The organism is Campylobacter devanensis (genome assembly GCF_002139915.1).
Classification (GTDB): Bacteria; Campylobacterota; Campylobacteria; order Campylobacterales; family Campylobacteraceae; genus Campylobacter; species Campylobacter devanensis.
This window is the reverse complement of record NZ_CP018788.1, coordinates 697,762-708,797: the sequence shown is the minus strand read 5'-3', so window position 1 is coordinate 708,797 and position 11,036 is coordinate 697,762. Positions and strand designations below refer to the sequence as shown.

At 35.3% G+C, this 11,036-nt stretch carries 13 protein-coding genes; 2 read left to right on the top strand and 11 right to left on the bottom strand.

Translation table 11 applies throughout. The features are described from left to right. Positions 1 to 13: 13 nt before the first annotated feature. Complete coding sequence (locus CIGN_RS08190) at positions 14 to 154, top strand: hypothetical protein (protein WP_181892523.1); 141 nt, start codon at positions 14 to 16, stop codon at positions 152 to 154. A gap of 29 nt (positions 155 to 183) precedes the next feature. Then, positions 184 to 333: a hypothetical protein gene (locus CIGN_RS08185; RefSeq protein ID WP_180379739.1), complete on the top strand. Its 150-nt coding sequence runs from the start codon at positions 184 to 186 to the stop codon at positions 331 to 333. A 32-nt stretch (positions 334 to 365) separates the two neighbouring features. Here CIGN_RS08185 and CIGN_RS03515 read toward each other — a convergent pair whose 3' ends face one another. The 11 genes from CIGN_RS03515 to CIGN_RS03465 all read right to left on the bottom strand — a co-directional run bounded on the left by CIGN_RS03515 (position 366) and on the right by CIGN_RS03465 (position 11,021). Next, the gene (locus CIGN_RS03515) at positions 366 to 704 is read right to left on the bottom strand and encodes a chaperone NapD (protein ID WP_086224625.1); all 339 of its coding nucleotides are present in this window, start codon (positions 702 to 704) and stop codon (positions 366 to 368) included. Then, the gene (locus tag CIGN_RS03510) at positions 704 to 1,600 is read right to left on the bottom strand and encodes a WD40 repeat domain-containing protein (protein ID WP_086224626.1); all 897 of its coding nucleotides are present in this window, start codon (positions 1,598 to 1,600) and stop codon (positions 704 to 706) included. Before CIGN_RS03510 ends, CIGN_RS03515 begins: the two co-directional genes overlap by 1 nt. Beyond that, a complete protein-coding gene (locus CIGN_RS03505; RefSeq protein ID WP_086224627.1) occupies positions 1,600 to 2,061 on the bottom strand; it encodes a 4Fe-4S dicluster domain-containing protein in 462 nt (153 codons plus the stop codon). Before CIGN_RS03505 ends, CIGN_RS03510 begins: the two co-directional genes overlap by 1 nt. Beyond that, the gene (locus CIGN_RS03500; protein ID WP_236844787.1) at positions 2,058 to 2,594 is read right to left on the bottom strand and encodes a nitrate reductase cytochrome c-type subunit; all 537 of its coding nucleotides are present in this window, start codon (positions 2,592 to 2,594) and stop codon (positions 2,058 to 2,060) included. The genes CIGN_RS03505 and CIGN_RS03500 overlap by 4 nt, the downstream gene beginning before the upstream one ends. Then, positions 2,591 to 3,376: a quinol dehydrogenase ferredoxin subunit NapH gene (gene napH, locus CIGN_RS03495; protein ID WP_086302231.1), complete on the bottom strand. Its 786-nt coding sequence runs from the start codon at positions 3,374 to 3,376 to the stop codon at positions 2,591 to 2,593. The genes CIGN_RS03500 and napH overlap by 4 nt, the downstream gene beginning before the upstream one ends. After that, entirely contained in the window at positions 3,373 to 4,125 is a 753-nt protein-coding gene (gene napG / locus CIGN_RS03490; RefSeq protein WP_086224629.1) for a ferredoxin-type protein NapG, read from the bottom strand. The genes napH and napG overlap by 4 nt, the downstream gene beginning before the upstream one ends. 1 nt (position 4,126) lies before the next feature. Then, a complete protein-coding gene (gene napA, locus CIGN_RS03485) occupies positions 4,127 to 6,904 on the bottom strand; it encodes a periplasmic nitrate reductase subunit alpha (RefSeq protein WP_086302230.1) in 2,778 nt (925 codons plus the stop codon). A 406-nt stretch (positions 6,905 to 7,310) separates the two neighbouring features. Further along, positions 7,311 to 8,414: a redox-regulated ATPase YchF gene (ychF, locus tag CIGN_RS03480; RefSeq protein WP_086302229.1), complete on the bottom strand. Its 1,104-nt coding sequence runs from the start codon at positions 8,412 to 8,414 to the stop codon at positions 7,311 to 7,313. Then, positions 8,414 to 9,883, bottom strand: coding sequence for a leucyl aminopeptidase (locus CIGN_RS03475; protein WP_086302228.1), 1,470 nt, complete (start codon positions 9,881 to 9,883; stop codon positions 8,414 to 8,416). The genes ychF and CIGN_RS03475 overlap by 1 nt, the downstream gene beginning before the upstream one ends. Next, positions 9,873 to 10,478, bottom strand: a complete 606-nt coding sequence (locus CIGN_RS03470; RefSeq protein ID WP_086302227.1) for a DedA family protein — start codon at positions 10,476 to 10,478, stop codon at positions 9,873 to 9,875. Before CIGN_RS03470 ends, CIGN_RS03475 begins: the two co-directional genes overlap by 11 nt. 3 nt (positions 10,479 to 10,481) lie before the next feature. Then, complete coding sequence (locus CIGN_RS03465) at positions 10,482 to 11,021, bottom strand: adenine phosphoribosyltransferase (protein ID WP_086302226.1); 540 nt, start codon at positions 11,019 to 11,021, stop codon at positions 10,482 to 10,484. Positions 11,022 to 11,036: the final 15 nt, after the last annotated feature.

Genomic DNA, 11,036 nt, shown 5'->3' with positions numbered 1-11,036 from the left:
AATACTAGATTATATGTTTTTATCCAAAAAAATTGCAAGCATTGCAAATGAAAAAATCGATAGTATCCAAGCTCAAATTAGGCAAAATCAATCACACAATAACTCGCAACAATCCCAAAATAGAAGAAAACAACATAAACACGGCAGAAGATAATCAAATAATAACAAAATAGGATAAAAAATATGTATATAGAATTTATTATAGTCCAAAATGGTGAAGACAAAAGATATGATATTCAAACGCCAGATGATATCTACTCTTTGCGTGAAGAATTAATAAAATATGCAAATTCTATCACTCAATCTAATTTAAGCTCCAATACAGGAGCTTAAAAAACCTAAGTTTTATATACAATTAATCCAAATCAAATATTTGGATTGCCATTATATTTTATATCTTTAACATCCATTTCATCTATTTTGCGCACTATACTACCTATATCATTTGAGTTGGCTTTAGATATATCGCCTTCTAAATCTTGATAGCTATATATCATAGCTACGGTACTTACGCCTTCTATTTGTTCTAACATTCTAAAAGTAGCCAACTCTTCATCTAAATCTGCAGACTCTATGACAGCTACTATTTTATCATTTTCTTTAGCAGCTACTTCACAGTTTGAAATCTTATCTATTTTTGTAGCTACTTCTTCGCAAAGATTAGGATTCATTAGAGTTATAACCACACTTGATATATTATTCATTACATACTCCAAAAATATATTTTATTATCATAGCTTGAACCAATTAGATACTCATCATTAAAAATTAAATAATTTAATGAAGCTCCATCATACTCTATATTTTTAATTATTTCACCATTTTTATCAATAATTTTTATACTATTTTCTGTACTAAATGCTCCCTTATCACTACTTATTCCAACACAATATACTAAAAATTTAGCCTCATAATAAAACTCTTTGGAGCCGTTATTAAAGTATGATTTTTTATCAGCAGAACCACTAATTAGTAATTTGTCATCAATACCAACGCTATAAATTGTATCTTTTTGAGCATTTATCTGCTTTACAACTCTTTTAAGCTTAGTATCAAAATAAAATATCACACCACCTTCAATCCCAATAGCTATAACACCATTTTTTCTGTCAAAAGCAGCATCCCCAGTGCTTGAAGTAGTTAATTTATTTTCAAAAACAACCTTACCTTCTCTAAAATTATAATACTCAACCTCACTACTTAAAGTAACAAAAATTACATGATTACTATCGAGTAAAAATATCTTTTTAACTCCATCAGTATGCATTTTAAAGCTCTTTAAATTTCCATTTTCTAAAATACCAAGCGACTTGGTTCCATTATCGCTCTCATACAAAATAGCTACCACTTCGCCAAGTTTGTCAATACTAAAAATCTTTGGTGCTATATCATTATCAAAATAATTTGAGAACTTTGGTAGATCTATCATCTTATTTAGCTCTTGAGTCTTTATGCTATAATTATAAAGCTCACCATTATCAAGCCCTATTAATAGCTCATCCTTATCAAGCTTGACACTTACAGCATTTGCAGGTAATTTTAACTCAAAACTACCCCATAAAAATGTAATAGCCATAAATAAAACTACAAAAAATCTCATCAATTTCCCCTTACAATTACTGAGTTATTTACACATACGCTTACGCACTCACTACACCCTACGCACCTATCATTAACAGTAGGCCTAAACATTCCTAAATACTCTATGGCTCTAAATTTACAAATATCTAAGCAGTTGTAGCATATAACCTCATTCCAAGCCAAGCAAGTAGCCGTATTTATCTCTACGCTTGCATTTATTTTAGCCGGATAAGCCAAATTTAACACACTCTTACCTATAGATTCACACGCTATAGCGCACTCTTTACAAAAATTACAACCAAGCTTATACTGGTTAAATTTAATTCTACCATCATCAAACTCCAAAAGTTCTCTTTGGCAACTAGACACACAAGGCGCATGGCAGTTAATGCAATCAAACTCTCCGCTAAAATATGGTGGTGCAATAAGTCTAGGCTCTCTTTGCTTAAATTTAGCAAAGAGATTTCGCCTATCTATCATTTAATACCTTGATTTAAAACATCAATAAGATTAGATGATCTATTACCCTCACCATCTCTAAAATCAGCTTTAAAATTATTTTTAACTAGCGGTTCAGCATCTGCTTGCGGTACGTGGCATTGAACGCAGTTAAATCTTTCTGTATTTAGCTCTTTTGTTTTTTTACCAGTTGATAGGTACATATAGTGACTTTGTGGAGCTGGAATTGTACCCATTTCTTTAGCTGTTTCTGGAGTGTGGCATGTCAAACACATATTAGACTCTATTGTAATAGGCAACAAACCCTCCAAGCTATGTGGAATTAATGGCGGAGCATTTTCATAGCTTCTTTCATATACTTCATTGTTACCTGGCAGATCGCCTTTCCAAGTAATTACTGGATTTTTTACATTAACTTCATCTTTAAGTTCCACACTTCTAAGGCCAATTTGTGTATCTTCTACTGCTGAGCCTTGTCCTGTGCTCAAATTACAAGCTGCTAAAACTAGTGCTGCAGTCGCACTAAGTAAAATATTTTGCAAACCCTTTTTCATTCTTCTCTCCTAAATTTTAATATACTAAAATTAAGTGCATCATCATCGCAAGCCTCTACGCAACGTCCGCAACTTATACACTCGCTTCTTATATTACCACTTTGTTTACCCACTATATCCAAGACTTGCATCTCTGGACAAACAACTTTGCACTTATTACAATGAGTGCAATTTTTACTGTTGTGATAGATGCGTATTAAGCTAAATCTACTAACTAATGCCCAAAATGCTCCCAAAGGACATAAATGACCACATATTAATCGCTTACCTAAAAAAGCCTCTATACAAATAATTATGATAGCTATACTAATAGCCGATCCACTAAGATATACAACACCTCTAGTAAATGCACCAATATAGCTTACGCTCTCAAAAGCTGCTATGCTAAAAGCAAAGCTAAACACCAAGCTCAGCACAAATAGATAGTATCTTGAATTTGAGCTTATATTAACTAGATTTTTGCCAATTTTTAGCTTTGTTCTTATGTATGCACCAAGATCTGTTAGAATATTTACTGGACAGACCCAAGAACAAAATGCTCTAGGCGCTATCAAAGCATAAAAGACAACCATAATCAAAGCTCCAATTACACTTGCACTTCCCACACTAAATCCAGCCAAAAATAGCTGAAGCAAAGCATACGGATCACTAAGTCCGATCACACCAAAGAGCTCTGAGCTACTTAAATTTCCTTTTAAGATATTTACGCCATATATATTCCCAGCTATAAACAATCCTAAAATAGCTAATTGAACTACTCTTCTAGCAATTGTAAATTTCATAGCTCATCTCCATTTAGATACTTAATACCCTTTTTGCTATCTAAATGCATTTTAGTATCAGCATCTTTTAGTTTAGCATCATCACCTTCTACCCAGCCTTTTACATAGTTATTACCTAGCTTACCCATAACCATATCTCTTGGAAGCACGGTTATTGCGGCTTTATCTGTGATACATGCTATTTCACACTTACCACATCCAGTACAATAATCACTATCTACAATCGGCAATAAAAATGCATGTTTGCCAGTTCTTTCATTGCGTTTATAATCTATCAATAAAGCCTTATCTATCAATGGACAAGCACGATAACACGCATCACATTGAATTCCAAAATAGGCTACACAGCTCTTCTCATCAACAACTGCTACACCCATTTTAGCCATATTGATATCCAAAGCTCCATCTTTTGTAACTAGCTTAGGATCTAGCGCCTCTGTTGGACACTCAACTACGCAAGGAATATCTTCGCACATAAAGCAAGGAATATCCCTTGGGGTAAAAAATGGAGTTCCGATACCTACGCCACTATCTTTAAATTCAGCGAGTTTTAGCGTATCAAAAGGACACGCCTCAACGCATAGCCCGCACCTAATACAACGAGTCAAAAACTCATCTTCATCCAAAGCTGCAGGCGGACGCAGTTTAAGCACAGGCTTAGCATTTGCATACTCTTTATAAACAAATGAGCTAGCAGCTAAAAGTCCAACTAAACTAAAACCCGTCTTGATAGCATCTCGCCTTTGCATTTTAGGCCTTATAGACTTTTACAGCACATTTTTTAAAGTCTGTCTGTTTAGATAATGGGCAAGTAGCATCTAGACAAACTTTATTAATATATACATTTTCATCAAACCAAGGCACATATACCAAGCCTACAGGTGGTTTATTTCTACCACGGAAATCCACTCTAGCTTTTACTTTACCACGGCGGCTCTCTACCCATACGACATCATTTTGAGCTACGCCAATTTTTTTGCCATCTTCTTCATTCATATAGCAAAGCGCTTCTGGAACAGCACGATATAGCTCAGGAACACGCATTGTCATAGTACCACTATGCCAGTGCTCTAGCACCCTACCTGTACATAGCCATAGTGGATACTCTTTGCTTGGAGTTTCTGGTGCATCCATAAATGGTCTAAAGAATATTTTTGCCCTATTTTTGATAGATGTTTTTTCAGGGTTAGTAACTTTGGTTAAATCCCCACTTGGTAGAGCACCACCTGCGTTACCATAGAAAGCAAAATCGCTATCTGGAGCTGCTTTTTTCGCATATACATCATATTTGGTATTAAATCTCCATTGAGTCTCTTTGCCATCTACAACTGGCCATCTAAGACCTCTAACCTTATGATATGTATCAAAATCAGCCAAGTCGTGACCGTGGCCTACGCCAAATTTTCTATACTCTTCCCAAAGATATTTTTGGACGAAGAATCCATAGCCTTTAAATACATTACCATCGCTACCAACTACATTTCTGCTATCACCGAATACTTCAGTATTATCAAATCCATTTATAATAGCATCATCGGCACTAAATGATTTAGCCTCAGCATTAGCAAATAAGACATCATATAGAGTTGATTCTGGGGTATAGCCTAATTTAGCTGCTTCATCTAAGACACTTGGGAGCGTTAGTTTGTTATCGATTTTTTTCTCACCCCAAACCTCTTTTAGCTTAAAGCGTTTGCTAAATTCCATATATTGCCATGTATCACTCATAGCCTCGCCTACTGGAAGGACTTGTTGTCTCCAATGTTGAGTTCTTCTCTCAGCATTACCATAAGCTCCCCATTTTTCATATATCATAGCTGTTGGCAAGATAAGGTCAGCTACCTTAGCACTAATACCTGGATATGGATCGCTCACTACTATGAAGTTATCCATCTCTCTTGCTGCTTTAATCCAGTGGTTGGCATTTGCAGTATTGTGCCATGGGTTATTTACATGTACCCAAATAAATTTGATCTTACCATCTTCAAGATCACGCATAATTTTCATATATGGCGCACCTGGTTTTGGGTTTAAAGTTTTAGCTGGAAGTTTCCAAATTTTCTCTGTAATCTCTCTATGTTTTGGATTGGCTACGACCATATCTGCTGGCAAGCGGTGTGAGAATGTCCCAACCTCTCTAGCGGTACCACAGGCACTTGGCTGACCTGTTAGTGAGAATGCTCCATTGCCTGGTTTAGCTTGTTTGCCTAGCAAGAAATGCACCATATAGCTTTGTTCATTTACCCAAGTACCACGAGTGTGTTGATTCATACCCATAGTCCAAAAGCTTACAACTTTGCGTTTTTGGTCTATATAATAATTTGCTAGAGTTTGAAGTTTTTTCTTAAACTCTTCTAAATCTTCATTAGCATCACCTTTAGCTAATTTCGCTACAAAATCAAGTGTGTATGGCGCTAAAGCCTTTTTAAATTCATCAAATGAAATTTGCCAATGAGCATCTGGAGCGGCTGTGTGTTTATTTTCCATTGTATCACCAGCTTTCATTCCTAAATATGCTAGTGTTACGCCTTCAGCTTCAGTTAATACTTTAGATCTCTCTTTGGCTGCAGTATCAAGCTCGCTTGGTAGATATTTAGGGTGGTTGATATTATCTCTCATACCATAGCCGATATCAGCTGGGCCTGTTGTAAATACACAGTGCTCTTTTACGAATTTTTCATCTATAGCTTCTGGATGATTATACACAATCTCTCTAGCGATATAGTTCCATATAGCTAAGTCAGTTTGTGGTCTAAAGATAATCTCCATATCAGCGATATTTGATGTTCTATTTGAGAATGTAGATAAATTTATAATTTTTACATTATTTGGATTTTGAAGTTTTCTATCGCTCACCCTAGCCCATAAAACTGGATGCATCTCTGCCATATTAGCACCCCAGCATACTACTGTGTCAGTCAGTTCTATATCATCATAGCAACCAGCGGGTTCATCTATACCAAAAGTTTGCATAAAACCCACAACCGCACTAGCCATACAGTGTCTAGCATTTGGGTCAATATTGTTTGAGCGGAAACCGCCTTTGATTAGCTTAACAGCCGAATATCCCTCTTGGACAGTATATTGTCCAGAGCCAAATACACCAATACCAGTTGGTCCAAGCTCATTATAAGCTCTTTTAAATTGTTTTTCCATCTCGTCAAATGCTCTTTTCCAGCTAACTTCAACGAATTTACCATTTTTATCAAATTCACCCTTAGAATTTACCCTTAAAAGTGGCTTAGTAATTCTATCTTCACCATACATAATCTTAGCATTAAAATAGCCTTTAATACAATTCAAACCACGATTTACAGGAGCCAATGGATCGCCTTTTACCGCAACTATCTTACCATCTTTAGTAGCAACGACAATACCACAACCAGTACCACAAAATCTACATACTGCTTTATCCCAACGCCAATCTTGCTCTTTGTTAGCAGCACTTAATGCGCTAGGCGCAGTAAGACCAGCTGCTGAACAAGCAGCTGCAACAGCTGAGCTTTTAATAAAATCTCGTCTATCCATGTTCAACCTTTCTAAAATAATGTAGAATTGGTGTTATTATATACATTTATTTGTATTTTACTACTTAAATTTTTTTGATATATAATTATTTATATAATATATTTTAATTAAATTTAGACTTTAATACTCTTTTTATATTTTTATTAAAATCAAAAAATATATGGTAAAATCAGTATTTAAGATATATATAATAAATTTTAGTAATTTAAAATTTACAAAATATTTGATATTTATTATCATAAACACTAAGTAAAATTATAAAAATATATAAATAACATATCTTGTGCTTTAGCTCAATTTATACAATAGTTTATAAATTTTTAATAATTGAAAAATAAGTTTTTAAATTAAAATTAATATATAGAATATATCCGAATTTAGATCTCTCTAAATTCGGATTGAATTATCACACATTAAATCTAAAATGCATCACATCGCCATCACTAACGATATAATCCTTACCTTCTAATCTCATCTTGCCAGCTTCTTTGGCCTTGGCTTCACCGCCACAAGCGATATAATCATCATAGCTGATAACTTCAGCTCTGATAAAACCTCTTTCAAAATCATTATGTATCACGCTCGCAGCCTTTGGGGCTTTCCACCCTTTGTGTATAGTCCAAGCCCTAACTTCCACAACCCCAGCTGTAAAATAACTAATAAGCCCAAGCTTCGCAAATGCCGTGCGTATAATGCTCTCTAATCCACTCTCACTCGCTCCTAAGCTCTCTAACATCTCTTTAGCCTCAGCATCATCTAGCCCTATTAGCTCCTCTTCTATCTTAGCACAAAGCTTGATAACCTCTGCCCCACGCTCTTTGGCGTATTCTTTTACCTTTTTTACATACCCATTATCGATAGAAATTTCATCTTCATTGACATTGGCACCATATATAACCTCTTTTGCTGAAAGAAGTCTAAGCTCTTTATTTAAAGCGTTAAAAACATCACTATCAAATTCACTAAACGACGCCGCACTCTTGCCACTATCTAAATGATCTGCTAAGGCTTTAGCGCACTCTAAGCTCTCTTTAGCACCTTTTACATTTGCTTTAGCCTCTTTGGTTAATTTCTCAATCTTTTTAGCAAGTTGCTCTATATCAGCTAGTATAAGCTCAGTTTCGATAATTTCGATATCTCTAATTGGATCTACGCTATTTTCTACATGTGTAACATTAGAATCTTCAAAGCACCTTACCATGTGTAAGATCACCTCGGTTTCCCTAATATTAGAAAGAAATTTATTCCCAAGCCCTTCACCCTTACTAGCACCTCTTACAAGCCCTGCGATATCTACAAATTCAATTACAGAGTGTTGAATTTTGTTTGGTTTTACGATTTTAGCGAGTTCATCAAGCCTAGGATCTGGAACTGGCACTATAGCTTTATTTGGTTCAATCGTACAAAATGGGTAGTTAGCCGCTTCGGCGTTACTAGCTTTTGTTAGTGCGTTAAATGTAGTTGATTTACCCACATTTGGCAAACCTACAATACCTACTGATAATCCCATTAATTCTGACCTTTTTGATGATTTCTAGCTAATTTTTGTAGATAGTATAAACACGCTCTAACTCCAGCTCCACTAGCCCCAGCTGGATTATATCCCCATGCTTTATTTACATAAGCAGGCCCAGCGATATCAAGATGTAACCACCTATCTTTATACTCATCTTTTATAAATTTATCCAAAAAGATTCCAGCTGTAATAGCCCCACCATATCTACTTGAAGAGATATTTGAGATATCGGCTATATCGCTTTTTATAAGCTCTTTTAGATGATCATTAAATTCCAAAACAGTTAGATACTCTCCACTTCTACTAGCGTAATTTTTAAACTCACTTTGTAACTCATAGCTATTTCCCATAACTCCACTAGTATATTCACCAAGCCCTACAACACAAGCACCTGTAAGTGTCGCCATATCTATAAGAAGCTCTGGGTCAAGCTCACTTTGCGCCCAATCCAAACAATCGGCCAAAACAAGCCTACCTTCAGCATCTGTATTTTTAACCTCTACACTAACTCCACTACGAGTAATTAGCACATCATCAGGCTTATATGCATTTCCACCTATCATATTTTCAGTCGCACCTAAAACGGCGTGAATTTCAAATGGCAACTCCATCTTAGCCGCTCCCATTATGATTCCCATAGCAGCCGCCGCGCCACTCTTATCGCTTTTCATAGTTAGCATATAATCAGCTGGCTTTAAGCTTAGTCCGCCACTATCATATGTAAGACCCTTACCTACAAATACAACTCTTTTAATGCTCTGTTTTGGGGTGTATTTTAAATGTATTAGGCGTGGCGGATGGATTGAGGCTTTATTAACCGCTAAAAAGGCATTCATATTTTGGCTTTTTAGGTAGTTTTCATCATGTATAGCGCACTCTATATTAGCATAGCTTAGACTTAAATTTTTTGCATCTTCAGCCATCTTTTGTGGGGTGTAGATCTCTGGAATTTCATTTACTATATCTCTTGTAAAATTAGTCGCTTCAGCTATGATATGAGCGTGATCTATACCGATTTGCGCTTCATCTAGGGCGATCTTTTTGCTATTATAATCCTCAGTTGAGATTAGAATTTTTTCTATTTTATTCTCTTTTTTCTCGCTTTTGTATTTATTAAATTTATAACTAGCTAACAAAAATCCCTCAACAATAGCCTCAAAACTCATCTTAACGCAATCCCCGCTATAACTAGCGATTTTGACACTTTTGATATTAAGCTCTTTAATAGCATTAAAAGCTGTAGCACTCGCCAATCTAAGAGAATTTAAATCAAGATTTTTAATCCCTACATAAATCCGTCTCTTACTAGGCAAATTTAAAACCCCATCGCCCTTATAAGAGTAAAAATCAAACTCACCCAAATCATCTACAAATCTATGACTCAAATTCTTATCAACAATAAAAATTATCTCATAATCAGCCAAAATATCGGCTATTTTTTTATCTATTAATTCAACATTCATTTCTTCTCTTTTTCCTTTCATTTAAGATTCGTTTTTCCATATATTTTAAACCAAAAAATAAAGAAGCCAAAAATCCACCGATAATCGGCACCGCAAAATACCAATGCGACTCAGCCCACTCTATCCCAGCCCAAATGAGCTGACCAAAATGCCAAGCCAAAAGTATCGTAATAGCCGCCCATACCCAAGCGCTAATTAAATTTATAAAAGCAAATTTTTTAGCGCTATATCTAGTGATTCCTATACTCATAGGTATAATAGTGCGAAATCCATACATATAACGCTGCATAAAGATAATCGGCCAGCCAAATTTTTGAAGTAGTAGGTGAGCGACGGCGAATTTGCGTCTTTGTTTGGCTAATTTTTTTTGGATATATTTTTTGTTATAGCGACCAATATAAAAATAAATTTGATCCCCCACAAATCCACCTAATCCAGCCACAAATATTATAAGCCCCAAATCCACATGCCCCTCATGAGCAAATATCCCACCTAAAATAAGCGCTAACTCTCCTTCGGCAATACACCATAAAAATATAATAAGATAGGCCCAATTTTTATACTCATATAATAAATTCTTTAAAAACTCTTCCATATCCTACTCCTGTAATACCACATAAATTGGCGCATAATTTTTAAGCTCTTTTAACCCACCAATTCCAATATCTATTATAGAGATGATTTCAACCAAATTTCCATTAAGTCTTAAAATAAGCTCACAAGCCGCCTTAGCCGTGCCACCTGTAGCTATAAGATCATCTATTAATAATAGATTTGCTCTAGGTTTAAAGGCATCTATATGCGCTTCAATCTCATCTACTCCATACTCTAATGAGTATTTTTCGCAGATAGTAGCACCTGGTAATTTACCCTTTTTTCTAAAAGGCACAAATCCCACCCCAAGCCTATCAGCCAAAGCCGCACCAAAGATAAAGCCACGGCTCTCGATCCCGACTACATAATCAATATCTTTATCTTTATATCTATCATAGAGATGAGACATTAAAAGATTAAATGCCTTACCATCGCCTAAAAGCGTAGTAATATCTCGAAATATCACTCCAGGCTTTGGAAAATCAGCAATCTTCCTAATAGTTGAATCTAAATAATCTTTTTGTTCTTGTGATAAACTACACACAACAATCCTTCTATA

Excerpts from the sequence above, each read along its gene's own strand:
- CIGN_RS08190 (WP_181892523.1), top strand. The coding sequence starts at position 14 with ATGTTTTTATCCAAAAAAATTGCAAGCATTGCAAATGAAAAAATCGAT.
- CIGN_RS08185 (WP_180379739.1), top strand. The coding sequence starts at position 184 with ATGTATATAGAATTTATTATAGTCCAAAATGGTGAAGACAAAAGATAT.
- CIGN_RS03515 (WP_086224625.1), bottom strand. The coding sequence starts at position 704 with ATGAATAATATATCAAGTGTGGTTATAACTCTAATGAATCCTAATCTT.
- CIGN_RS03510 (WP_086224626.1), bottom strand. The coding sequence starts at position 1,600 with ATGAGATTTTTTGTAGTTTTATTTATGGCTATTACATTTTTATGGGGT.
- CIGN_RS03505 (WP_086224627.1), bottom strand. The coding sequence starts at position 2,061 with ATGATAGATAGGCGAAATCTCTTTGCTAAATTTAAGCAAAGAGAGCCT.
- CIGN_RS03500 (WP_236844787.1), bottom strand. The coding sequence starts at position 2,594 with ATGAAAAAGGGTTTGCAAAATATTTTACTTAGTGCGACTGCAGCACTA.
- napH (WP_086302231.1), bottom strand. The coding sequence starts at position 3,376 with ATGAAATTTACAATTGCTAGAAGAGTAGTTCAATTAGCTATTTTAGGA.
- napG (WP_086224629.1), bottom strand. The coding sequence starts at position 4,125 with ATGCAAAGGCGAGATGCTATCAAGACGGGTTTTAGTTTAGTTGGACTT.
- napA (WP_086302230.1), bottom strand. The coding sequence starts at position 6,904 with ATGGATAGACGAGATTTTATTAAAAGCTCAGCTGTTGCAGCTGCTTGT.
- ychF (WP_086302229.1), bottom strand. The coding sequence starts at position 8,414 with ATGGGATTATCAGTAGGTATTGTAGGTTTGCCAAATGTGGGTAAATCA.
- CIGN_RS03475 (WP_086302228.1), bottom strand. The coding sequence starts at position 9,883 with ATGAATGTTGAATTAATAGATAAAAAAATAGCCGATATTTTGGCTGAT.
- CIGN_RS03470 (WP_086302227.1), bottom strand. The coding sequence starts at position 10,478 with ATGGAAGAGTTTTTAAAGAATTTATTATATGAGTATAAAAATTGGGCC.